Genomic DNA, 24,883 nt, shown 5'->3' with positions numbered 1-24,883 from the left:
TGCGGGGAGCAGCCAGATGACCATGTTCGAGGACCGCGAACGCGCGGCCGAGGCGAAGTTCGTGCGCGACGACGAGATGGCGTTCCGGATCACCGCGCGCCGCAACCGCCTGCTCGGCCAGTGGGCGGCGGAGCGGATGGGGCTGACCCCGGCGGAAACCGATGCCTATGCCAAGGCGGTGGTGCAGGCCGATTTCGAGGAATCGGGTGACGAGGACGTGATCCGCAAGGTGGTGGGTGATCTGACCGCCGCCGGCGTCGATACCGACGAGCCGACCGTGCGCAGCGCGCTGGAGGAACGGCATGTCGAAGCCCGCCGCCAGTTGCTGGAGGTGCGCTGACATGCCGATGTCCGCCGACGATATCGCCACGCTGATCCGCCAGGCGATCCCCGATGCGCAGGTCGAGATCACCGATCTGGCCGGGGACGGCGATCACTATGCCGCCCGCGTGGTCGCGCCCAGCTTCGCCGGGATGAGCCGCGTGGCGCAGACCCGCGCCGTCTATGCCGCGCTGGGCGGGCGCATGGGGGGCGAACTCCACGCGCTCCAACTGACGACAGCCGTTTCCTGAGGATGACGATGATGACCGACGACACGAACGCCCGCATCGATGCGGTGGTGAAGGCCAACAAGGTGGTGCTGTTCATGAAGGGCAGCCCGCTGTTCCCGCAATGCGGCTTTTCCAGCCGGGCGGTGGCGATCCTCAATCATCTCGGCGCTGAGTTCGAAAGCGTCGACGTGTTGCAGGATCAGGGCATCCGGCAGGGCATCAAGGCCTATTCGGATTGGCCGACGATCCCGCAGCTCTATGTCGATGGCGAATTCGTCGGCGGATCGGACATCATGATGGAGATGTACGAAAGCGGCGAGCTGGCCGAACTGTTCGGCGGCGAACGCCCCGCCTCCTGAACGGTAGGCCGGGTCGGGTGGACCGGCGCGAGACTCGATCGAGCGACCGGTCCACCCTGCTGAACGCGCTGACGCTTCGGCTATTCCCTGATGTAGCAGATGGCGTGCCAGATCGGATAAACCGCGCGAAACCGCGCCGGACGATCGTTAATGCCCCCTCCTTCGATACCCCATCTGTAAGATAACCCGACAGGCATGGCGTCCTGATTGACTACACTCGTAATCAGTGAGATTACACGTGTAGTCAATCAGGGAGTGAGTCGTGGCCGAACGGATCAGCGATGCCGAACACGCCGTCATGGAGGTGTTGTGGCAGGATTCGCCCCTTACCGCGCAGGACGTGGCCGAACGGGTCGATCCCGATCGGGGATGGAGCGCCAACACCGTCAAGACCTTGCTCGGCCGGTTGCTGGGCAAGGCGGCGATCGCGCACGAGGCGGATGGCCGCCGCTATCTCTATCGACCGCTGGTCGCGCGCGAGGATTATGTCGCGGGTGAATCGCGCCGGCTGATCGACCGGCTGTTCGGTGGTCGCCTGACGCCATTAGTCGCGCATCTGGCCGATCGCGACCAGTTGACCGCCCGCGACATCGCCGAGATCGAGGCGATCCTGAAGGGGCTGAAGTCGTGATCGCCTGGGCGGTGGAGGCGCTGGCCGCATCGGCCGCGCTGATGCTCGTCGTGCTGCTGATCCGGCAGCCGGTGCGCCGCGTCTTCGGGCCACAGATCGCCTATGCCCTCTGGGTATTGCCGCTGCTGCGCCTCACCATGCCGCCGCTGCCCGCAGGGTGGGGCCAGTCCGATGCGATGCCGATCGCCCGCGCCAGCGAGGCGATGACGATACTGGTGGGGGCGGAGCCGTTGACGGCACCCCTCGCGGCGGCGGCCGCGGTGCCGTCACCGGCGATCCCCTGGGGCGTGATCGCGATCGGCGCGTGGCTGCTCGGCGCGGCGATCTTCTTCGTCCTGCACCTCGTCCGTCATCGCCGCTTCTGCCAGCGGTTGCTGGCGAGCGCGCGGCTGCTCGACCGGGTCGGCGGGGTGTGCGTGATCGAGACGCCGGCGGCGGCGGGGCCGCTTGCCTTCGGCACCGCGCGACGCTTCGTCGCCTTCCCGAACGATTTCGCCGACCGCTACGATGCCGACGAACGCGAACTCGCGCTGGCGCATGAACTGGGCCATCACGCCCGTGGCGATCTGGTCGCCAACTGGGCGGCACTCGCGGTGCTCGCGATCCACTGGTTCAATCCGCTGGCCTGGCATGCCTTTCGCGCCTTCCGCTGCGATCAGGAACTCGCCAACGATGCCCGCGTGCTCGCCGGCCGCAGCCGGACCGACCGCCATATCTATGCCTGCGCGATCGTGAAGGCGGCGCATGGCGGCGCGATCTCGGCCGCCTGCCACCTCCACACCATCACCGATCTGAAAGGGAGATTACGGATGCTGACCAATACCCGCCTGTCCCGCACGCGTCGGGCGACCGGCGCCGTCGCGATCCTGGGCGCCGTCACCGCCGGACTGGTCGTCACCGCCTCGGGCACCCGCGCCGCCGCCGCGCTGACCGCCGGCGTCGAAAGCGCGACCGGCGTCCAGCTCGCCGCCCCGCCCACGCCGCCGGCGCCACCTGCCATCCCGATGACCGCACCCGCCCGCCCGCCCGAACCGCCGGTGCCCCCGGCACCCCGGTCCGGCACGCGCACCGCCCGGCATGTCGTGATCGTGAAGGACGGCAAGACCACCCGCTACGACGGTGCCGCCGCGGCCGCCTATATCGCCGCGCACCCGGTGCCGGTGCCGCCGATCCCCGCGACGCCGCCGATGCCGGCCGTCCCGATCGTCGTCGACCGCGACTGCGAACCGGGAACCGGCGCCCCGACGATGGCGGGGAATGACGAGCGCGGACGTCGCACCATCATCGTCTGCCGCAACCGCATCCGGCAGACCACGACGCTGGCGATGCAACAGGCGGAATGGGGGCGCCATCAGGCTGAATGGAGCCATCGCCAGTCGGCGTTCGCGGTCCGTCAGGCCGCGCAGGCGGAACGTCGTGCCGACGAGGCGAAGCGCAATGGCCTGCGTCAGGCGGTGGCGAGCATCCGGCTCGCCCGCCAGTCGATCACGATCGAACGCCATCTGACCGAGGACCAGCGCCGCGACGCGCTGGCCGGACTGGACGAAGCGGCGCGCGAACTGGGCGAGCAGATGAAACCCTGATCGCCACGCCCTCGCGCACGAAAAAGGGGCGTGACCGGGTTGCCGGTCACGCCCCTTTTCACGTCCGACTGCCCGGCTCAGGCGGCCAGGTTGCGCAGCACGTACTGGAGGATGCCGCCGTTCAGGAAATATTCCAGCTCGTTGACGGTATCGATCCGGCAGCGGGTGGTGAACGTCTCCTTGCGGCCATCGGCGCGGACCAGTTCGACCTCGACATCCTGACGCGGACGCAGGGTGGCGACGTTGCGGATCGTGAACGTTTCCGAACCGTCCAGACCCAGCGTCTCGCGCGTCACGCCTTCGGCGAACTGGAGCGGCAGCACACCCATGCCGACCAGGTTCGAGCGATGGATACGCTCGAAGCTTTCGGTGATGACCGCGCGCACGCCGAGCAGGTTGGTGCCCTTCGCCGCCCAGTCGCGCGACGAGCCGGTGCCATATTCCTTGCCGGCGACGACGACGAGGGGCGTGCCGTCCGCCTTGAACCGCATCGCCGCGTCATAGATCGGCATGACCTCGCCGTCATATTTCGACATGCCGCCCTCGACGCCCGGCACCATCTCGTTGCGGATGCGGATGTTGGCGAAGGTGCCGCGCACCATCACCTGATCGTTGCCGCGCCGCGCGCCATAGCTGTTGAAGTCGCCGCGACTGACCTGCCGCTCCGACAGCCAGCGACCGGCCGGGCTGTCCGCCTTGATCGAGCCGGCGGGCGAGATGTGGTCGGTGGTGATCGAATCGCCCAGGATCGCCAGCGGCCGTGCCTCGATGATGTCGGTGACCGGTGCCGGGGTCATCTCCATGCCCTCGAAATAGGGCGGGTTGGCGACATAGGTGGAGGCGGCGGGCCATGCGTAGGTCGCCGATCCGGTCACGTCGATGCCCGACCATTTCGCATCGCCCTGATAGACGTTGCCGTAACGGCTGCGGAACATGTCATCGTCGATGTTCGCCTCCATCACGGTGCGGACCTCGTCGTTGCTCGGCCATACGTCCTTCAGGAACACGTCCTGCCCGTCCGATCCCTGACCCAGCGGGGTTTCGATCATGTCGGTGGTGACGGTGCCCTTGATCGCATAGGCGACGACCAGCGGCGGCGAGGCGAGGAAGTTCGCCCGCACGTCGGCCGACACGCGCCCCTCGAAGTTGCGGTTGCCCGACAGCACCGACGCGGCGACGAGATCGTTCTCGTTGATCGCGGCGGAGATCGGCGCGGCCAGCGGCCCCGAATTGCCGATGCAGGTGGTGCAGCCATAGCCGACCAGGTTGAAGCCGAGCGCGTTAAGGTCCTCGGTCAGTCCGGCCTTGTCCAGATAGTCGGTCACGACCTGCGATCCCGGCGCCAGCGAGGTCTTCACCCACGGCTTGGCGGTCAGGCCCAGCGCGCGCGCCTTGCGGGCGACCAGCCCGGCGGCGACCAGCACCGACGGGTTGGACGTGTTGGTGCAGCTGGTGATCGCGGCGATCACCACGTCGCCGTCGCCGATGTCGTGCGTGGCGTTCGCCACCGGCACGCGCACGGCCTGCTCCTTGTGATAGATCTTGAACAGGTCGCCGTTGAAGACCTCGTCCACCTTGTTCAGCGCCACCTTGTCCTGCGGACGCTTCGGGCCGGCGAGCGAGGGCACGACGGTGCCCATGTCCAGTTCCAGCGTGTCGGTGAAGATCGGGTCGGCGGCCCCCTCTTCGCGCCAGAAGCCGTTGGCCTTGGCATAGGCCTCGACCAGCGCGATGTTCTCGTCCGACCGGGCGGTCAGGCGCATATAGTCCATCGTGCGCGCGTCGATCGGGAAGAACCCGCAGGTCGCGCCGTATTCGGGGGCCATGTTGGCGATCGTCGCACGATCGGCGAGGGTCATCGAGGCGAGGCCGGGACCGTAGAACTCGACGAAGCGGCCGACGACGCCCTTCTTGCGCAGCATCTGCGTGACGGTCAGCACCAGGTCGGTGGCGGTGATGCCCTCGGCCAGCGCGCCCGTCAGCTTGAAGCCGACGACCTCGGGGATCAGCATCGATACCGGCTGGCCGAGCATCGCCGCCTCCGCCTCGATCCCGCCGACGCCCCAGCCCAGCACGCCCAGGCCGTTGATCATCGTCGTGTGGCTGTCGGTGCCGACCAGCGTGTCCGGATAGGCGATCGTCGCGCCACCCTTGGCATGGTCGCCGCTTTCCGCCGACGACCAGACCGCCTGGCCGATATATTCCAGATTGACCTGGTGGCAGATGCCGGTGCCCGGCGGCACCACCTGGAAATTGTCGAGCGCCTTCGAACCCCATTTCAGGAACTCGTAGCGTTCCATGTTGCGCTGGTATTCGAGGTCGACATTCTCCTCGAACGCCTGCGGCGTGCCGAACTCGTCGACCATCACCGAATGGTCGATCACCAGGTGGACCGGCACCTGCGGATTGATCTTGGCCGGATCGCCGCCCAGCTTGGTGATCGCGTCGCGCATCGCGGCCAGATCGACCACGCAGGGAACGCCGGTGAAATCCTGCATCAGCACGCGCGCGGGGCGATACTGGATCTCGCGGTTCGACCGCGCGTCCTTCTGCCAGTCGACGATCGCCTGGATATCCTCACGCGTCACGGTGACGCCGTCCTCGAAGCGCAGCAGGTTCTCCAGCAGCACCTTCATCGAAAAGGGCAGGCGGGATATGTCGCCCAGCTGCTCCGCCGCCTTGGCGAGGCTGAAATAATCGTAGCTCTTGCCGCCGGCGGTCAGCGTGGTGCGGGTATTGAGGGTGTCCTGGCCGATGGCGGTCATAAGCGTCCTTTGCCTGTTGTCGCCCACGCGCACCACGGACGGCGGCTGGGCCGCACGAGGCGCCGGAGCATCGGATAATCAACGGTTGTCGCGGGCGATAGCAGCGGTACGCGTGGGGGGGAAGGGCGGTTCTCCCCTCAATCTGCGCGTATCCCGTCCGCCCGCCCGTTTGCCCGTCCATTCGTCCGCCCGTTCGTCCGCCTGTTCGTCCGGTCGTCCGGCAGGCTCGATACGTCCTGCATCGGAACAGATCGCGATCCGTGACGCCCGATCGATGGTTGACCGTGGCGGCAGGCGGGCTACCGAAAGCGGCGCGGAGATCGATTTCATGACGAACGAACGGGCCGGCATCGATCGCGTTGAGGAAGCTGCGGCGCTGGCCGAGCGACTGATCGCGGTGGCCGAGGAACTGGACTGCTGGGTGGCGGCCGCCCTGGTCGAACAGGCGAAGCACCTGCTGGTGAACCACGACGGCACCTGACCGGCCGGCCGGCGGGATCATCGATCCCGGCGCGCAATCTGGCGGATCGCCCGGTCGCGCCGCGCGTTGGCGGCGTCAGTGACCATCCAACGGAGGAACACGGACATGGCCGATACGATCAACGACGCAGCGAAGGCCGGCAGCGACGCGGCGAGGGCCGGTGCCGAACGCATGGGCGAAGCGGGCCGGGCGATCGCCGACAACGGTTCGACGATCGGCATCAAGATGATCGAGCAGGCCGAAACCAACACGCGGGAGGCATTCGCCGCGATGCGCGCCGCCGCCGAGGCGAAGGACATCGCCGACGTCATGCGTATCCAGGGCGAGTTCCTGCGCGAGCAGAGCAGCCGGTCGATGGCGCAGGCACGCGAGGTCAGCGAACTCATCATGCAGTTCGGCCGCACCGCCGTGGCGCCGTTCCGCCAGGGTTGAAGGGCTGAGGAATTGACCGGCGAACCGGGTGCCGCGATCTATCGCGCGGGACCCGGCTCCCGTCGAACGGCATCTACGGGCGTCACCGGTCTCGGTCCGTCCGCGGTCGCTTCCAGCGACGAATCGCCTCCCAGCACGCGGTAGAGCGTCACCCGGTTGGATGCCGCCTCCAGTTGCGTGGCGACCAGCGTCCGCTGCGCTGAGTATAGCGATCGCTGCGCATCTAGCGTGTTGAGGAACGGCGTCACGCCACCCCGATACGACGCATCGGTCAATTGCAGCGTATCCGCCGTCGCCGCGACGAGGCGACGATTGGCCGCCACCTGATCGGCGATAGTGCCCTGTCGCGCGAGTGCGTCGGCGGTTTCCTGAAACGCGGTCTGGATCGCCTTTTCATACGTGGCCAGCGCGGCGTCGCGCTGCGCCTCGGTGAAGCGCACATTGGCGCGTGCGGCCCCCGCCTGGAAGATCGGATAGCCGACCGACGGCGCGACCGAATAGGTGAAGGCGCCGTTGTCGAACAGTGACGACAGGGCGGTCGAGGCGAAGCCGACCAGCCCGGTCAGCGAGATGCGCGGGAACAGCGCGGCGCGCGCCGCGCCGATCTCCGCATTGGTGGCGCGCAGTTCGTATTCCGCCTGCACCACGTCGGGCCGACGCAGCAGCACGCCCGAATCAAGCCCGGCCGGCAATGCCGCAATCGTCACGGCCGCCTGATCGATGGTGGCGGGCAACAGCGCGGCATCGACCGGCGCACCGACCAGCAACTGCACGGCGTTGATATCCTGCGCCACCAGCGTGCGTTGCTGCGCCAGATCCGCCTCCGCCGTGGCGAGGATCTGGATCGCCTGCGCCAGATCGGTGCGGGGCGAGATGCCGCCACGCAGGCGGGCACGCGTCAGCTCGACCGATCGCTGGGCCGACGATGCCGTGTCCTGCGCGATCCGCAACAGGCTCTGGTCCGCGGCATAGGCCAGCCAGGCGTCGGCGATGTCCCCGACCAGCGTCAACCGGACGGTGCGCGCGGCGGCCTCGGTGCTGAAATACCGGTCCAGCGCGGCGCGGCTCAGGCTGCGGATGCGGCCGAACAGGTCAAGCTCGAACGAGGTCACCCCCAGTCCCACCGACCATGCGCTTCGCGACGAGGACGTGGTGACGACGGTGCCGCCCGTGCCAGTGCCGCCGGTTCCCGTGCCGCCGGCTCCGGTGCCCCCCGTCCCGGGACCGCCGATGCCGCCCGTCCCGGTCCCCGTGCCCCCCGTTCCCGTGCCGCCGGTCCCGGCTCCGGTGCCGCCGCCCGCCACGGTCGACGCGCCGTTGCCGCCGCCCTGATAGCTATAGCGACCGGTGGCATCGATCTGCGGAAACAGGTCGGCGCGCTGGATACGGTATTGGGCGCGGGCCGCCTGGATATTGGCGGCGGCGACGCGCAGGTCGCGATTGTTGACCAGCGCCTGCTCGATCAGGCGCTGAAGCCGGCGATCGGTGAAGACCGCCGGATAGGTGATCGCCGGCAGGCTGGCCTCCGACTGGCGCAGATAGGCGTCGCCGACCGGCCAGGATGCCGGCACCGGCAGATCGGGGCGGACATAGGTCGGCGCCATCGAACAGGCCGACAGGGCGGTCGCGGTCATGGCGACGAGGAGGACGGTGTTACGCATCATGCCTGCCCCCGCTGCGGCGGGCCGAGCGGGCGGTTGGGGCCATAGGGCTGGCCGCCTTCGTCGCCATCGCCCCGGCCGCCATCGTAATCCTGGCCCCGGAAGCCGGTCGGCCGTCCGCGCAGCTTGGCGATGCCGTCGCGCACGCCGCGGCGGACGAGGACGAAGAACAGCGGGATGTAGAAGATCGCGAGGAACGTCGCCGACAGCATTCCGCCGATCACCGCCGTGCCGATCGCGATGCGGCTGTTCGCCCCCGCGCCGGTCGAGATGGCGAGCGGCAGCACGCCGAAGATGAACGCGAACGAGGTCATCAGGATCGGCCGCAGCCGGATCTTGGCGGCCTGCAACGCGGCATCCAGCACGCGCGCGCCGTTCTTCTCCGCCTGTTCGGCGAACTCGATCATCAGGATCGCGTTCTTCGCCGCCAGCCCCATCGTCGTCAGCAATCCGATCTGGAGATAGACGTCGTTGGTCAGCCCGCGCAGCGTGACGAAGGCGATCGCCCCGATCAGCCCCAGCGGGATGACCAGCAGCACCGCGAACGGGATCGACCAGCTTTCGTACAGCGCGGCAAGGCACAGGAACACGACGAGGATCGACAGGCCGTAGAGCAACGGCGCCTGACCCGACGACACGGCCTCCTGATAGGACAGCCCGGCCAGTTCGACCGACGTGCCCGGTATCTCGCCGGCCAGCCGCCGCATCGTCTCCAGCGCCTGTCCGGAACTGGTGCCGGGCGCGGCCTGCCCCTGGAATTCGTAGCTGGGGATGCCGTTGAACCGGGACAGCGACACCGGTGCCTTCTGCCAGCTGGTCGTCGCGAACGAGGTGAACGGCGCCATCTGCCCGTTCGATCCGCGCACGAACCACTGGTTCAGGTCCGAGGGGGAGGTGCGGTAGTTCGCATCGCCCTGCACATAGACGCGCTTCACCCGCCCGCGATCGAGGAAGTCGTTGACGTACTGGCCGCCCCACGCGGTCGACAGCGTCGAATTGACCGTCGCCTGGTTCAGCCCCAGCGTCGACAGCTTCTGCGGATCGACGTTCACCTTCACGGTCGGCACGTCGGGCAGTTCGCTGAGGCGCACGCCCGCCAGCGTCGGCTCGGCGGCGGCGGCGGCGAGCAGCTTGTCGCGCGCGGCGGCGAACTGGTCGGGCGACATGCCGCCGGTGTTCTGGAACTCGATCGTGAAGCCGTTGGACTGGCCCAGCCCCCGAACCGCCGGCGGCAGCAACGCATAGACCCGCGCATCGCGAAGCCCCTCGAACGCGGCGGAGGCGCGCTCGGTGATCGCATCGGCGGAGTTCTCCTTGCCCTCCCGCTCCGCCCAGTCACGCAGCGCGACGAAGCCCTGGCCGGTGTTCTGCCCGCTGGCGCCACCGCCGCCCGCGCCGCTGACCGTGAAGACAGTCTGGACGTTGGCCTTCTCGCTGGCGACGAAATATTTCTCGACCTCCTGCTGCACCTCGAACGTGCGGTTCTGCGTCGCACCGGGGGGCAGCTGGAACTGCACGATCGCGATGCCCTGGTCCTCGGTGGGCAGGAACCCGGTCGGCATCCGCAGGAACAGCACCGCCAGCAGCGTGACGACGCCGGCATAGATCAGCAGGAACAGCCATTTGCGCGACACGATCGCCTTGATCGAATCGACGTAGCGGTCCGAGGTGCGATCGAACCAGTTGTTGAAGTTGTCGCGGGCGCGGGCGAAGAAATGCGCGACCCTGGGGAATTTGCGGCCGAGCCAGCCATCCTCCACCGAGTCGCCATTGTCGTCATGCTGCTTCTGCTTGAGCAAGGTCGTGGTCAGCGCCGGCGACAGCACCAGCGCGACCACCACCGACAGGATCATCGCCGCGACGATGGTGACGGAGAACTGGCGGTAGATCACGCCGGTCGATCCGCCGAAGAACGCCATCGGCAGGAACACCGCCGACAGCACCAGCGCGATCGCGACCAGCGCGACGGTGATCTCGTCCATCGACCGGATCGTCGCCTCGCGCGGCGTCAGGCTGGGGTCCTCCTCCATCAGGCGCTCGACATTCTCGACCACCACGATCGCGTCGTCGACCAGCAGGCCGATCGCCAGCACCAGCCCGAACAGCGTCAGCGTGTTGATCGAGAAGCCCGCCAGATAGAACACGCCGAACGTGCCCAGCAGTACCACCGGCACCGCGATCGTCGGGATCAGCGTCGCGCGCCAGCTCTGCAGGAACACGAACATCACGATCACAACCAGGATCACCGCCTCGATCAGGGTCTTCACGACCTCCTCGATCGACAGCTTGATGAAGTTGGTGGAATCGTTGACGAACCGGTATTCGTAGCCGGGCGGGAAGCTCTTGGCGGTCTCCGTGATCTGCGCCTTCACCAGTTCGGCGGTCTTCAGCGCATCGGCGCCCGGCGCCAGCAGCACCGCGATACCGGCACCGGGATGCTGGTTGACGCGGCTGATCGCGGCATAGCTTTCCGCGCCCAGCTCGACCCAGCCCACATCGGCGATCTTGACCGCCGCGCCGTTGCCTTGCGTCTTGACGATGATGTTGCGGAACTGCTCGGGCGTCTGCAACCGCGACTGCGCGGTGACGACGGCGTTCAGATACTGGTTCGGCGCCGCCGGCTGGCCGCCGATCTCGCCGGCCGCGACCTCGGTGTTCTGGTTCTGGATCGCGGTGATGACGTCCGCCGGCATCAGCTGGAAACTGTTGAGCTTGTTCGGATCGAGCCAGATGCGCATCGCATATTGCGATCCGAACACGTTGGTGTCGCCCACCCCTTCGGTCCGGCCCAGCGGGTCCTGCAACGTCGAAGTCAGGTAATCCGACACGTCGCGGTTGGTCGACCGGTCGGTGGAATCGTAGACGGAGGCGATCAGCAGGAAGTCGGGGTTCGACTTGCGGACGATCAGCCCCTGCTGCTGCACCTGCTGCGGCAGGCGGGCGAGCGACTGCTGGACCTGGTTCTGGACCTGCACCTGCGCGATATCGGGATCGACGCCCTTGTCGAAGGTGCAGGTGATCGTCACCGATCCGCGGCTGGACGAGGACGACTGGAAATACAGCAGCCCGTCGATCCCGGTCAGCGTCTGTTCGACGACCTGCGTCACCGCGTTCTGCAACGTCTGGGCATTGGCGCCCGGATAGGTGGCGCGGATCGTGACCTGCGGCGGGGCCACGTCGGGATATTGCGCGATCGGCAGGCTCAGCATCGCGCCGACGCCGCCCAGCATGATGATGATCGCGATGACCCATGCGAAGATGGGGCGATCGATGAAAATCCGGCTCAGCATGATGCGGTCAGCCGGCCTTCTGCGGATTCTGGGTCTGGTCGCCGTCCTGCTTCGGGGCCTCGACGCGTTGCGGCGTCGCGGCGGGCACGGGCTTGATCGACTGGCCGGGGCGCAGCTTGCCCAGACCCTGCACGATCACCCGGTCGCCGGGGTTCAGCCCCTCGGTCACGACCCAATAGGCGCCCTGCGTCCGTTCGGCCGTCACCTTCTTCTGCACCGCCTTGTTGCCGGGGCCGACGAGGATCACGGTCGCGCTGCCCTGCGGATCGCGGCTGACGCCCTGCTGGGGGACGAGGAAGGCACGGCGGTTGATGGCCTGCGCGAAACGGGCACGGACGAACATGCCCGGCAGCAGCACGTTCTGCGGATTGGCGAAGCGGGCGCGCAGCGTCGTGGTGCCGGTGGTCGGATCGACCAGCGCCTCGGAAAACTCGATCGTGCCGGTCCGTCCGTAATCGCTGCCGTCGGGCAGTTTCAGGCGGACCTGTGCCGTGGTCGGCACCACGCCCTGCCCGGACAGGCTGCGACGCAACGACAGCAGCGCATCCGCGCTCTGCTGGATATCGATGAAGATCGGGTCGAGCCGCTGGATCTGGGCGAGGGGGTCGGCCTGCGTCGCCGATACCAGCGCACCGACCGTGAACAGCGAGCGGCCGATCCGCCCGGAAATCGGTGCGGGCACGGTGGTGAAGCGCAGGTTGATCTGCGCGGTGTCGAGCGCGGCCCGGCTCTGTGCCACGGCGGCGGCGGCCTGACGGGCCTGCGCGACCGCGTTGGTGTAATCCTGTTTGGAGATCGCCTCGATCTCCGCAAGCGGCCGGTAGCGATCGGCGAGGACGCGGGTTGCCTCGCGATTGGCCTCGGCGCTCGCCACCTTCGCGCGCGCTTCGTTGGCGGCGGCACGGTACAGGCGGGGATCGATTTCGTAGAGCGGCTGTCCCTGACGGACGAAGGTCCCCTCGGTGAAGAAACGGCGGCGGATCAGGCCGGTGACCTGCGGTCGCACGTCCGAGCTTTCGAAGGCGGTGACGCGACCCGCCAACTCGGTGACGAGTGCCGCCTCGGTCGGCTGGACCGCAACGAAGCCGACCTGCGGTGTGCCCTGGCCCGGCTGGCCGCCGCCCTTGCTCTTGCCTTTATCGGCGGACTCGCCGCCTCCACATGCCGTGACCGACAATGCCAGCCCGATCGCGATCATCGCGGCGCCTGGCCGCACGTCCTTCAAAATCAAGATGGTATTGTCCGTTCGCTCGACGGACCTTCGCCCGTAACCATCGCAAAATGCGCGGGTTCGCCCAAGGTTGCAACCCCCGACCGGACGACGGGGTGCGGGTACGGGGCAGGGCGCGGGCACGGATCGCGTTCTGGCTCGTTCCCCCTTCGATGACCGATCCGGATGACGACAAGCGAATGGCGGCCGGGGCCGCGGTGCGGGAGATACGCGACGGGATGCTGGTGGGGCTGGGCACGGGTTCCACCGCCGCCCATGCTATCCATGCCATCGCCGCGGCCGGACTGCGGATCGAAACGGTCGCCACGTCGGCGGCCAGCGCGGCACTCGCGCGGTCGCTCGGGATCGTGGTGCGGGATTTCGCCGATGTCGCGCGCGTCGACCTGACGATCGATGGCGCCGACGAGATCGACGACGCCTGCCGCGCGATCAAGGGGGCGGGCGGGGCGATGCTGCGCGAGAAGATCGTCGCGGCGGCCAGCGATCACATGATCGTGATCGCCGACGGCTCCAAACGGGTGGCGGCGATCGGCAAGGCGGCGATCCCGGTGGAGGTGCTGCCGTTCAGTGCCGCCTTCGTGTCGCAGGAATTGACCGCCTTATTCGCATCGGTCGTCCCGCGTGACGGGGGGCGCTATCGTACCGACAATGGCGGCATGGTGTTCGATTGCCGCCAAGCGGTCGCACAGGAGTGGCCGGCGCTGGCCGCGACGATCGCCGGCATCCCCGGCGTGCTCGGCCATGGCCTGTTCCTGACCGAGGTCGACGCGGCCTATATCGCCGCCGCCGGAACCGTTACGCGACTGGAACGTCGTCCGACGAACCGCTAGGGGCGTCGTCACCGCGCAACCGACCGCCGGTACAGGCGTTCGACCATCGACCAATAGAGGCTCATGTTCATGTCCGATACCGAGACTGCCACGCCCGTCGACACTGCCCTGCACGAGGACGGCAGTCCCGAAAGACTGGCGATCGACACCATCCGTACCCTGTCGATGGATGCGGTGCAGAAGGCCAATTCGGGCCATCCCGGCACCCCGATGGCGCTGGCGCCGGTCGGATATACCTTGTGGTCGAAGTTCTTGCGCTACGATCCGGCCCATGCCGACTGGCCCAATCGCGACCGCTTCGTCCTGTCGGTCGGCCATGCGTCGATGCTGCTCTACAGCCTGATCCACCTCGCCGGGATCGAGGAGATCGACGCCGATGGCAACAAGACCGGCCAAGAGGCGCTGAGCCTCGCCGATCTGGAACAGTTCCGGCAATTGTCCTCCAAGACCCCCGGCCACCCCGAATACCGCCACACCACCGGTGTGGAGACCACCACCGGCCCGCTGGGCGCCGGGTGCAGCAATTCGGTGGGCATGGCGATCGCCGAGCGGTCGCTCGCGGCGCGCTACAACCGCGACGGTTTCCCCGTGTTCGATCACGACGTCTACGCGCTGTGCGGCGACGGCGACATGATGGAGGGCGTCGCATCCGAGGCGGCGAGCATCGCCGGTCATCTGAAACTGTCCAACCTCTGCTGGATCTACGACAGCAACCATATCTCAATCGAGGGCGGCACCGATCTGGCGTTCGACGAGGATGTCGGCCTGCGCTTCAAGGCCTATGGCTGGAACGTCATCCATGTCGACGACGCGAACGACACCGCCGCGATCGCCGCCGCGATCGAGACGTTCCGCAAGACCACGGACCGGCCGACCTTCATCGTCGTCCACTCGGTGATCGGCTGGGGCAGCCCGAAGGCGGGCAGCGAGAAGGCGCATGGCGAGCCGCTGGGCGAGGAGAATGTCCGCCTGACCAAGCGTGCCTATGGCTGGCCCGAGGACAAGAGCTTCTACGTGCCGGATGGCGTCGCCGGGGCGTTCCGCAAGGCGATCGGCGACCGCAGCAAGCCGCTGCGTGACGAATGGGTCGCGATGGTCGACCGCTATCGCCAAGCCAATCCCGAATTGGGGGCCGAACTCGATGCGATGCTGAAGGATGAACTGCCCGCCGGCTGGGATGCCGACGTGCCGGTGTTCCCCGCCGATGCCAAGGGTCTGGCCAGTCGCGATTCGGGTGGCAAGGTCCTGAATGCGCTGGCGAAGCGCGTGCCGTGGCTGATCGGCGGCTCAGCCGATCTCGCGCCCTCCACCAAGACCGACATCAAGGACGAGGCGTCGTTCGAACCGAACAACTATGCCGGCCGCAACTTCCACTTCGGCGTCCGGGAACACGGCATGGGCGGGGTGGTGAACGGCATGGCGTTGTCGCATCTGCGCGCCTACGGCTCCACCTTCCTCGTCTTCGCCGACTATATGCGCGCCCCGATCCGCCTGTCGGCGATCATGGAGGTCGGCGCGATCTGGGTGTTCACCCACGATTCGATCGGCGTCGGCGAGGACGGCCCGACCCACCAGCCGATCGAGCATCTGGCGTCGCTGCGCGCGATCCCGGGTCTTGACGTGATTCGGCCGGGCGATGCGAACGAGGTCGCATGGGCCTATCGCGCGGTGCTGGAGGATGCGAGCCGCCCGGCGGCGCTGATCTTCTCCCGTCAGGCGCTGCCGACGCTCGATCGCGACAAATATGCCAGTGCCGAAGGCGTGCGGAAGGGCGGCTATGTGCTGGCCGATTGCGATGGCGAGCCGGAGGTCGTGCTGATCGCCACGGGCAGCGAATTGTCGCTGGTGGTCGATGCCTATGAAAAGCTGACGGCGGCGGGCACCAGGGCGCGCGTCGTCTCGCTGCCCAGCTGGTATCGTTTCGAGTTGCAGGACAAGGGATACAGGGACTCGGTCCTGCCGCCCGCCGTCAAGGCGCGGCTGGCGGTCGAGATGGCCGGGTCGATGGGCTGGGACCGCTATGTCGGCAGCCATGGCGACACGATCACCATGTCCACCTTTGGCGCCTCCGCACCGCTCGCCAAGCTTCAGGACAAGTTCGGCTTCACCGTCGACAACATCGTCGACAGGGCGCGTTCGCTGATCGCCGAAGCCGCCTCCACCGACAAGGAATGACCGCGATGAGCAAGCTTTCCGATCTCTCCGCCGCAGGCACCGCCGTCTGGCTCGACTTCGTCGACCGCAAGTTTCTCGAAGCCGGCGGGCTGAAGAAGCTGGTCGAGGAGGACGGGCTGACCGGCGTCACCTCCAACCCGTCGATCTTCGAAAAGGCGATGGGGCATGGCGATGCCTATGACGACACGCTTGCCGCGTTCGACGAGGAAAATCCCGGCGCCGCGACGATCGACCGCTACGAACATCTGGCAATCGAGGACATCAAGGCTGCGGCAGAAACGCTGGCGCCGGTCTATGATCAGCTGGATGCGAAGGACGGCTATGTCAGCCTGGAGGTGTCGCCCTACATCGCCGACGACACCGACGCGACCATCGCGGAGGCGCAGAAGCTGTGGGCGGCGGTCGATCGTCCGAACCTGATGATCAAGATTCCCGGCACGATCGCCGGCGCTCCGGCGATTTCGGCGACGATCGCGGTGGGGATCAACGTCAACGTGACGCTGCTGTTCTCGCTTGACGCCTATATCCGGGTCGCCGAGGCCTATGCGGCGGGACTGGAAGAGCGCGTCCGTCAGGGCCAGCCGATCGATCGCATCGCATCGGTCGCCAGCTTCTTCGTCAGCCGGATCGACACGACGATCGACAAACAGATCGACGCCCGGCTGAAGGACGGCGATGCCGAGGCGGAGGCGCTGAAGGCGGTGCGCGGCAAGGTGGCGATCGCCAACGCCAAGCAGGCCTATGCCTGGTATCAGGATTTCATCGCATCCGATCGCTGGCAGGCGCTGGCCGCGAAGGGCGCACAGCCGCAGCGGCTGCTTTGGGCGTCGACCGGGGTCAAGGACCCGGCCTATCCCGACACGCTCTACATCGACACGCTGATCGGTCCCGACACTGTCAACACCATGCCACCCAAGACGATGGACGCCTTCCGCGACCACGGCACGGTGGCGACGACGCTGACCGCCGATGTCGACGCCGCCCGGCATGTGCTGGCGGAGGCCGATCGGCTTGGGCTGGACCTCCCCGGTGTGACGGATTCCCTTGTTCTTGAAGGGGTTGCGTCCTTCACAAGCGCCTTCGACGACCTGCTGGGCGCGATCGCGAATAAGCAGCCGGCGACCGCCTGAGCTCCGGTTGCCCGATCCTCGATATAGGTGAACATGATGAAGATTGGCATGATCGGCCTCGGCCGAATGGGCGGCAACATGGCCCGCCGGCTGATGGCCGGTGGTCACGAGATCGTCGCCTACGACCGCAATGACGAGGCGGTCGCGGCGCTGGCTGCGGATGGCGCGATCCCCGCCACCTCGCTCGACGACATGCGGGACAAGCTCGACACGCCGGCGATCTGGTGGGTGATGCTGCCCGCCGGCGAGATCACCGAAGCGACGATCGCGACGATCGGTGCCGATGCGAAGCCCGGCGACATCGTGATCGATGGCGGCAACAGCTTCTACAAGGACGACATCCGCCGCGCGAAGATGCTGGCGGAGAAGGACCTTCACTATGTCGATGTCGGCACGTCCGGCGGGGTGTGGGGCAAGGAACGCGGCTATTGCATGATGATCGGCGGTGACAAGGAGACGGTCGACCTGCTCGATCCGATCTTCGACACGCTGGCGCCCGGCACCGGCGACATCGTCCGTACCCCCGGCCGCAACCCGGAGAATGCCGATCCCCGCGCCGAAAAGGGCTATATCCATGCCGGGCCTGCGGGATCGGGCCACTTCGTCAAGATGATCCACAACGGCATCGAATACGGCCTGATGCAGGCCTATGCCGAAGGCTTCGACATCCTGAAGTCCAAGAACACCGACAAACTGCCCGAGGAGGAACGGTTCGACCTGAACCTGACCGACATCGCCGAGGTATGGCGCCGTGGCAGCGTGATCTCGTCGTGGCTGCTCGACCTGACCGCCATCGCGCTGGCGAAGGACGGGATGCTGGAACAGTTCTCCGGCAGCGTCGCGGACTCGGGCGAGGGGCAGTGGACGATCGATGCGGCGATGGAGCAGAAGGTGCCGGCCAACGTCCTCACCGCGTCGCTTTTCGCGCGGTATCGCAGCCGGATCGACCATACGTTCGGCGACAAGGTGCTGTCGGCGATGCGCTATGGCTTTGGCGGCCACGTGGAAATCCCGCAATGAACTCATCGGGCAAGCGCCCGCGCCTGCTGGTGTCCGATGTCGACGGAACCTTGGTCGATCGTGAGAAGCGGTTGACCAACGGAACGATCGACGCGGTCGCGCGCCTGCATGAGGCCGGGATCGGCTTCACGATCATCTCCGCACGTCCGCGATCGGGGCTGCTGCCGCTGATCGAGCAACTGGGTCTCGACGAGCCGGTCGGCGCGTTCAACGGCGGCATCGTCTTCCGGCGGTCGGGTGAGATACTGGCGCACCACCGGATCGATCCTGCGGTCGCACGCGGCATCTGGGCGGCAGTCGGCGATGCGCCGGTGGACCGGTGGATGTTCGCCGACGATCGCTGGTATGCGTCGACCGACCAGGGCACCCATGTCGGGTCGGAGCGGCGGGCCTCGGCGCAGGAACCGATCGTCACCGACGACTTCGATGCCCTGCTCGACCGGGCGGACAAGATCACCTTCGTCAGCGACGATCAGCCGCTGTTGGCCGAACTGGCCGTGCAGGTGGCCGACGCATGGGGTGACAGCGCCACGATCGCGCAAAGCCAGACCTATTATCTCGACGTCACCGCACCGGAGGCGAACAAGGGGGCGGGCATCGCCGCTCTCGCCGAATCGTTCGGGGTGCCGCTCGACGAAACCGCCGCGATCGGCGATCAGGCCAACGATCTGCCGATGCTGGACCGTGCCGGACTGGCGATCGCGATGGGCAATGCGCCGGATGCCGTCAAAACCCGGGCACATCACGTTTCCCGGCCGAACGACGACGATGGCGTCGCGTGGGCCATCGACCATCTCATTATCAAAAGGGATCACGCATGAAGCAGCTCGTCGCATTCGACCTCGATGGAACCCTGGCCGAAAGCAAGCAGCCGCTGGGTGATCCGATGGCGGAGGCGCTGGCTGACCTGCTGGGCGTAGCCAATGTCGCGGTGATTTCCGGCGGGGACTGGCCACAGTTCGACAAGCAGGTGGCCAGCCGTCTGCCGGCGCGGGCCGACCGGTCGAAGCTGTGGCTGATGCCGACCACCGGCACCAAGCTCTATACGTGGCAGGACGATGCATGGACGACGGTGTATGCCGAACTGTTCGATGACGAGACCAAGGCCAAGATCCTGCGCGAATTCGACGCCGCGCTGGAGGCGACGGGTTTCGTACCCGAACAGACCTGGGGCGAACGGATCGAGGATCGCGGTAGCCAGATCACCTTCTCCGCGCTCGGCCAGCAGGCGCCGATCGACGCCAAGGAACATTGGGACCCCAAGTTCGAGAAGCGCAAGATCATCCAGGCCGAACTGAAGCAGCGGTTGCCCGGCCTGTCGATCAACATGGGTGGCGCCACCTCGATCGACATCACTCGCGAGGGTGTCGACAAGGCTTATGGTCTCAAGAAACTGCGCGATGCCAGCGGCATCCCGCTGGAGGCGATGATGTTCATCGGCGATGCGATCTTCCCCGGTGGCAATGACTATCCCGCCAAGGAACTGGGACTGGATACCGTGCGCGTACGCGACCCGCAGGATACGCTGGGCGTGATCGCGGCGATCGTCGCCTGTCAGAAAGGGAACTGAACCACGCCCGTTCGCGTCTCGCTAACCACCGTGGCCCGGCGGCAGCGGGCGGCCAGACGACGTAACCGACCATTGGCGGATCGATGACCCATTCCCTCTCGTCCGGCGGCCCCGTGTCGCCGGACATCTATCGCCAGATATTCGACATGGTCGATACCGGATTCTGTATCGTCGAGATGATCTTCGATGGAGATCGGGCGGTGGATTACCGGTTCGTCGCGGTGAACCGGATGTTCGAACAGCAGACGGGACTGGTCGATCCCGTCGGCCGGACCGCACGGGAACTGGTGCCGGGGCTGGAGCAGCACTGGTACGATACCTATGGCCGAGTCGCATTGACCGGTGAACCGGCCCGCTTCGGAAACGGATCGGAGGCCATGGGCCGCTGGTTCGAGGTACAGGCGTTACGGGTCGGCGACCCCGCTGAACGCAGGATCGGCATCCTGTTCGCCGATGTATCCGACCAGCGCCGCTCCGAACATGCCGCCCGCGAAAGCGAGGAGCGGTTGCAGCAGGCCCTGTCTGCCGGACACGGCATCGGCACCTGGGATTGGGACGTAACCACCGATCTGGTTCGCGCGGACGAACGGTTCGCCCGTCTTTATGGCGTCGATCCCGATCGGGCTGCCCACGGCGCACCCATTGCCGCGTTCTTTGGCAGGATGCATTCGGACGACCGCCTTCCGGCCGAGGCCCGGATCGAGCAGGCAATCAGTTCGGGGGGAGAGTTCATTGCCGAATATCGCCTGATCCAGGATGATGGCTCCACCCGCTGGGTCGCGGCGCAGGGTCGGTGCCGGCTTGACGATCAGGGGCGACCCGTGCGCTTCCCCGGCGTCAGTTTCGACATCACCGATCAGAAGCGCGCGGCGATGCGACAGTCGACGCTGCTCGAACTGGGTGATCGGCTACGTGACCTGACCGACATCGGTGAGATCAGCTATGTGTCCTCGGAAATCCTCGGTCGTGCATTGGGCGTCAGCCGTGCCGGGTACGGCGTCATCGATACCGGGGCGGAGACGATCACGATCGATCGGGACTGGAATGCGCCAGGCGTGACCAGCATTGCCGGTGTGCTGCAATTCCGGGAATATGGCAGTTATATCGAAGACCTGAAGGCGGGCCGGACCGTGCAGATCGCCGATGTCGCGCGCGACCCGCGTACCCGCGCCACCGCCGATGCGCTGCGCGGCATCGCCGCCGCCTCGTTCGTCAATATGCCGCTGCTCGAACAGGGGCGCATCGTCGCGCTCGTCTTCGTCAACAACGCCGAGCCGCGCCCGTACGACGACGACGAGCTGGCGCTGATCCGTGAGGTCGCATCCCGCGTCCGCGCTGCCACCGAGCGCGTTCGTGCTGACGAGGCCCGCCGGCAGAGCGAGGAGCAGTTCCGCGTCTTTGCCCAGGCCGTGCCCAACCAGATCTGGGCGGCCCATGCCGATGGCCACCTCTACTGGTTCAACGATCAGGTCTATGCCTATAGCGGTCTCGATAAGGCCGGACTGGCCGGGCTGATGGCATGGACCGACATCGTCCATCCAGATGATGCTGCCGAAGCCGGGCGACGGTGGGTGCATGCCATCATGACCGGCGAAGTCTACGGGGTCGAATTCCGCATCCGTCGCGCGGACGGTGCCTATCGCTGGTTTCTGGTGCGGGCGGAGCCGGTACGGGCGGGCGGGGTGATCGTCCGGTGGGTCGGCACCAATACCGATATCGACGACCAGCGCCGTTTCGCCGACACGTTGGAAGAGCAGGTGGCGGCACGGACCCGCGAACTGATGGTGGCGGAAGAGGCGCTGCGTCAGAGCCAGAAGATGGAAGCGGTCGGCCAGTTGACCGGCGGTATCGCGCACGACTTCAACAACCTGCTGACCGGGATCATCGGCAGTCTCGAACTGCTGGGCATCCGCATCGCACAAGGCCGACTTGCCGATGTCGAACGATACTCGCTCGCCGCGCAGGGGGCAGCGAAACGTGCGGCGTCGCTGACGCACCGGCTGCTCGCCTTTTCGCGCCGGCAGACGCTCGATCCCAAGCCGACCGACATGAACCGGCTGATCGCCGGCATGGAGGATTTGATCCGCCGCACGATCGGGCCGGGAATCGAACTAGAAACGGTGGCGGCGGGAGGGTTGTGGTCGACGCTGGTCGATCCCAACCAGCTTGAGAACGCGCTGCTCAACCTGTGCATCAACGCTCGCGACGCGATGCCCGATGGCGGTCGGCTGACGATCGAAAGCGCCAACCGCTGGCTCGATGCGCGCGCGGCGCGGGACCGTGATCTTGAACCGGGTCAATATGTGTCGCTATGCGTATCCGATACGGGAACGGGCATGACACCGGAGGTGATCGCCAAGGCGTTCGATCCGTTCTTCACCACCAAGCCGCTGGGGGTGGGCACCGGGCTTGGCCTGTCGATGATTTATGGTTTCACGCGCCAGTCGGGCGGGCAGGTGCGGATCTATTCGGAGCCGGGGGAGGGGACGATGGTCTGTCTCTATCTGCCGCGGCACCGTGGCGAGGCCGACGGTGTGGAAGCGATGCCCGATCTGGCCGATGCCCCTCGAACAAGTGAGGGTGAAACCGTGCTGGTCGTCGATGACGAGCCGACTGTCCGGATGCTGGTGGTCGAGGTGCTGGAGGAACTGGGCTATCTGCCCATCGAGGCGGCGGACGGCGCTGCCGGGCTGAAGATTCTGCAGTCGGCGATCCCGATCGATCTGCTGGTGACCGATGTCGGCCTGCCGGGCGGAATGAACGGTCGGCAGATGGCGGATGCCGCACGGTTGGTCCGGCCGGGTCTGAAGACGCTGTTCATCACCGGCTATGCCGAGAATGCGGTGGTCGGAAACGGGCATCTGGATGCCGGGATGCACGTGATGACCAAGCCGTTCGCGATGGAGGCATTGGCCACGCGTATCCGCGAATTGATCCAGGTGAAGTGATCGAGGGTACCGGATTTGCAATGCCCGGACGAAACGTTCATGCCGCTTTCCGTAAAGAGGTAAGCGTAAGCCATGGCGTCGCATAGTATTTCGACCGATCCCGGCCTTGACCTGGCCGGCTGTGATCGGGAGCCCATCCATATACCCGGATCGATCCAGCCACATGGACTGCTGCTGATCGCTGATGCCGGTTCGATGACCGTGATCGCGGGAGCGGGCGATATCGAGACGCGATTGTCGCCGGAATGGCTGGGCGCGCCGCTATCGACGCTGGTGCGCCAGGATATCGCGGCACTGATCGCGACTGCTCCTTCTGGTTCGGGCGGGACGGTGATTGGTATGCCGATCACCGTGCATGACGAACGGTTTGACGTCGCCGTGCACCGGGCAGGGGATCATCTGCTCGTCGAGCTGGAGCCGAGTGCCGCAGCACCGATGAGCGCTGGCGCGACCCTGAGTCGGCTCGATGCCTTCGCCACCAGCTTCGAGCGCGCGAGCGATCTGCGTACCTTGTGCGATCGTGCGGCCGTCGCCTTCAGAACGCTGACCGGGTTCGACCGGGTCATGGTCTATCGTTTTCTGGACGACGATGCCGGGCGCGTCGTGGCGGAAGACAGCGATCCGGCGTTGTCCACCTTCATGCATCATCATTTCCCGGCATCGGACATCCCGCGTCAAGCGCGGGCGCTTTATATCCGCAACCGTACCCGGTCGATCCCCGACGTCACCTATCACCCGCAGCCGATCAGGCCAGCAGCCTTCGCGGGGGTCGACCTGTCCGACGTGGCGATACGCAGCGTGTCGCCCATCCATGTCCGGTACCTGATGAACATGGGAGTAGCCGCTTCCGCGTCGATCTCGATCGTCAAGGACGGGTTGCTATGGGGGCTGATCGCCTGCCATCATCGTACGCCGCACGCGCTGTCCGCCGACGTTCGTGCGGCGGCGGCGATGCTGGCATCCGGCCTTGCCCGACAGGTCCGCGCCAAGGAGGAAGCGGAAACCTATCGCGAGCGGTTGCGGCTGCGCGCGGCGGAGGACGATGTCGTCCCCAAGCTGGCGGGCGCGACCGGCCTGCCCCATTCGGTGGCGCGGGTGAAGCGCGAGTTGCGCACGATGCTGGGAGCCGATGGTTTTGCGCTGGTCCACGGCCAGACGGTGGTGGTCGACGGCATCTGTCCACCTGAAGATACGATCCGGGAGATTGGGGCGTGGGTCAGTGCACGTGGCGGCAGCGATCCTTTCGTGACGCACGAACTGGCCACGGCGATGCCGGAGGCCGTCGGACATGCTGGCAATGCCAGTGGTCTGCTCGCGATGACGCTGGGGGAAGAAGGCGGCACCCTGTTGTGGTTCCGCATGGAGCAGATCGAGGAGATCGAATGGGCGGGCAACCCGCACAAGTCGGTCGGCCTGACACCGGGCGAGCAACTGACGCCGCGTGCATCGTTCGAGACTTGGACGGAGGCGGTGCGCGGCCTGTCGCGCCGCTGGACGCTGGAAGAGGTGGAGGCTGCGCATCGCCTGCGGCGTGCCTTTCACGATGCCTACCAGGTCCGCCAGCTACGTGATCTGAACGCCCAGCTGACCCGCACCGCGAACGAACGCGAGGCATTGCTGCAGCAGAAAGACCTGCTGATGAAGGAGGTCGATCACCGCATCCAGAACAGTCTGCAACTCGTATCCGCCTTCCTGGCGATGCAGGCGCGTGCAGTCGGGCCGGGAGAGGTGTCCGATCACCTGCGCGAGGCACAGGCGCGATTGTCCGCCGTCGCGCAGGTCCATCGTCGCCTGTACCGCGACGATCGGATCGAAACCATCGATCTGGCCCGGTACCTTGAGGAACTGGCCGGTGACATGAAGCTGTCGCTGGGGGAGGAATGGGCGTCGCGCATGAGGCTGGATTTCGCGCCGGTGCTGATCCCGTCCGACCGGGCGGTGAATGTCGGGCTGGTGATGACCGAACTGGTCATCAATGCGACCAAATATGCCTATGATGGCTTGCCCGGCCCGATCGCCATCGTGCTGGAACAGCATCGCAACCGTCTGCGCCTGATCGTCGCGGACGAAGGACGGGGCAAGGTCGGCGACAAGGCAGGCTTCGGCAGCCGGATGATGGCGGCGATGGTCGCCCGGCTGAACGGCGAGATCGAGCAGGACGATAACCAGCCAGGGCTGCGCGCCATCCTGACCGCGCCGATTCAGGAGGGCTGAGACAGGGGCTGC

Annotated in this window: 19 protein-coding genes; 15 read left to right on the top strand and 4 right to left on the bottom strand. The window is 66.7% G+C overall.

Annotated elements, in window-relative coordinates; translation table 11 throughout:
* Positions 1 to 16 precede the first annotated feature (16 nt).
* From IFT82_RS03205 to IFT82_RS21150, 5 genes are all read left to right on the top strand, one after another.
* The gene (locus tag IFT82_RS03205; RefSeq protein WP_192124487.1) at positions 17 to 340 is read left to right on the top strand and encodes a DUF1476 domain-containing protein; all 324 of its coding nucleotides are present in this window, start codon (positions 17 to 19) and stop codon (positions 338 to 340) included.
* A 1-nt stretch (position 341) separates the two neighbouring features.
* Positions 342 to 572 carry a BolA family protein gene (locus IFT82_RS03200; protein ID WP_192124485.1) on the top strand — a complete coding sequence of 77 codons (231 nt, stop codon included), beginning with the start codon at positions 342 to 344 and terminating at the stop codon, positions 570 to 572.
* Between the two features lie 11 nt (positions 573 to 583).
* Positions 584 to 910 (top strand): Grx4 family monothiol glutaredoxin, encoded by a 327-nt coding sequence (gene grxD / locus IFT82_RS03195; RefSeq protein WP_192124483.1) that lies wholly within the window; start codon positions 584 to 586, stop codon positions 908 to 910.
* Between the two features lie 262 nt (positions 911 to 1,172).
* Complete coding sequence (locus IFT82_RS03190) at positions 1,173 to 1,541, top strand: BlaI/MecI/CopY family transcriptional regulator (RefSeq protein ID WP_192124481.1); 369 nt, start codon at positions 1,173 to 1,175, stop codon at positions 1,539 to 1,541.
* Positions 1,538 to 3,124, top strand: coding sequence for a M56 family metallopeptidase (locus IFT82_RS21150; protein ID WP_342355030.1), 1,587 nt, complete (start codon positions 1,538 to 1,540; stop codon positions 3,122 to 3,124). Before IFT82_RS03190 ends, IFT82_RS21150 begins: the two co-directional genes overlap by 4 nt.
* Positions 3,125 to 3,201: 77 nt before the next feature.
* On the opposite strand, the gene acnA is transcribed toward IFT82_RS21150, so the two are convergent.
* On the bottom strand, positions 3,202 to 5,889 hold the full coding sequence (gene acnA / locus IFT82_RS03180; protein WP_192124479.1) for an aconitate hydratase AcnA: 2,688 nt from the start codon (positions 5,887 to 5,889) through the stop codon (positions 3,202 to 3,204).
* Positions 5,890 to 6,163: 274 nt separating this feature from the next.
* Here acnA and IFT82_RS03175 point away from each other — a divergent pair, with 274 nt between their 5' ends.
* Complete coding sequence (locus IFT82_RS03175; RefSeq protein ID WP_207105722.1) at positions 6,164 to 6,370, top strand: hypothetical protein; 207 nt, start codon at positions 6,164 to 6,166, stop codon at positions 6,368 to 6,370.
* Between the two features lie 105 nt (positions 6,371 to 6,475).
* Positions 6,476 to 6,802 (top strand): phasin family protein, encoded by a 327-nt coding sequence (locus IFT82_RS03170; protein ID WP_192124475.1) that lies wholly within the window; start codon positions 6,476 to 6,478, stop codon positions 6,800 to 6,802.
* A gap of 38 nt (positions 6,803 to 6,840) precedes the next feature.
* On the opposite strand, the gene IFT82_RS03165 is transcribed toward IFT82_RS03170, so the two are convergent.
* From IFT82_RS03165 to IFT82_RS03155, 3 genes are read right to left on the bottom strand one after another with little or no spacing between them, the layout of a single operon-like run.
* Entirely contained in the window at positions 6,841 to 8,466 is a 1,626-nt protein-coding gene (locus IFT82_RS03165; RefSeq protein ID WP_192124473.1) for an efflux transporter outer membrane subunit, read from the bottom strand.
* Entirely contained in the window at positions 8,463 to 11,753 is a 3,291-nt protein-coding gene (locus tag IFT82_RS03160; RefSeq protein WP_192124471.1) for a multidrug efflux RND transporter permease subunit, read from the bottom strand. Before IFT82_RS03160 ends, IFT82_RS03165 begins: the two co-directional genes overlap by 4 nt.
* 7 nt (positions 11,754 to 11,760) lie before the next feature.
* Positions 11,761 to 12,951 carry an efflux RND transporter periplasmic adaptor subunit gene (locus IFT82_RS03155; protein ID WP_192125041.1) on the bottom strand — a complete coding sequence of 397 codons (1,191 nt, stop codon included), beginning with the start codon at positions 12,949 to 12,951 and terminating at the stop codon, positions 11,761 to 11,763.
* A 185-nt stretch (positions 12,952 to 13,136) separates the two neighbouring features.
* Here IFT82_RS03155 and rpiA point away from each other — a divergent pair, with 185 nt between their 5' ends.
* From rpiA to IFT82_RS03115, 8 genes are all read left to right on the top strand, one after another.
* Complete coding sequence (gene rpiA, locus IFT82_RS03150) at positions 13,137 to 13,814, top strand: ribose-5-phosphate isomerase RpiA (RefSeq protein WP_192125040.1); 678 nt, start codon at positions 13,137 to 13,139, stop codon at positions 13,812 to 13,814.
* Between the two features lie 69 nt (positions 13,815 to 13,883).
* On the top strand, positions 13,884 to 15,989 hold the full coding sequence (gene tkt, locus IFT82_RS03145; RefSeq protein WP_192124469.1) for a transketolase: 2,106 nt from the start codon (positions 13,884 to 13,886) through the stop codon (positions 15,987 to 15,989).
* A gap of 5 nt (positions 15,990 to 15,994) precedes the next feature.
* A complete protein-coding gene (tal, locus tag IFT82_RS03140; protein ID WP_192124467.1) occupies positions 15,995 to 17,119 on the top strand; it encodes a transaldolase in 1,125 nt (374 codons plus the stop codon).
* A gap of 36 nt (positions 17,120 to 17,155) precedes the next feature.
* Positions 17,156 to 18,139: a phosphogluconate dehydrogenase (NAD(+)-dependent, decarboxylating) gene (gene gnd, locus IFT82_RS03135; protein ID WP_192125039.1), complete on the top strand. Its 984-nt coding sequence runs from the start codon at positions 17,156 to 17,158 to the stop codon at positions 18,137 to 18,139.
* Positions 18,136 to 18,960 (top strand): Cof-type HAD-IIB family hydrolase, encoded by an 825-nt coding sequence (locus IFT82_RS03130; protein WP_192124466.1) that lies wholly within the window; start codon positions 18,136 to 18,138, stop codon positions 18,958 to 18,960. The genes gnd and IFT82_RS03130 overlap by 4 nt, the downstream gene beginning before the upstream one ends.
* Positions 18,957 to 19,709, top strand: coding sequence for an HAD-IIB family hydrolase (locus IFT82_RS03125; RefSeq protein ID WP_192124464.1), 753 nt, complete (start codon positions 18,957 to 18,959; stop codon positions 19,707 to 19,709). The genes IFT82_RS03130 and IFT82_RS03125 overlap by 4 nt, the downstream gene beginning before the upstream one ends.
* Before the next feature lie 83 nt (positions 19,710 to 19,792).
* Positions 19,793 to 22,657, top strand: a complete 2,865-nt coding sequence (locus tag IFT82_RS03120; protein ID WP_192124462.1) for a PAS domain-containing protein — start codon at positions 19,793 to 19,795, stop codon at positions 22,655 to 22,657.
* A 72-nt stretch (positions 22,658 to 22,729) separates the two neighbouring features.
* Positions 22,730 to 24,871 (top strand): histidine kinase dimerization/phosphoacceptor domain -containing protein, encoded by a 2,142-nt coding sequence (locus tag IFT82_RS03115; RefSeq protein ID WP_192124460.1) that lies wholly within the window; start codon positions 22,730 to 22,732, stop codon positions 24,869 to 24,871.
* Positions 24,872 to 24,883 lie beyond the last annotated feature (12 nt).

Origin of the sequence: Sphingomonas sp. CFBP 8760 (assembly GCF_014841615.1) — a bacterium.
GTDB lineage: Bacteria > Pseudomonadota > Alphaproteobacteria > Sphingomonadales > Sphingomonadaceae > Sphingomonas.
The sequence above is the reverse complement of the archived record's forward strand: the minus strand, read 5'-3'. Positions and strand labels throughout refer to the sequence as shown.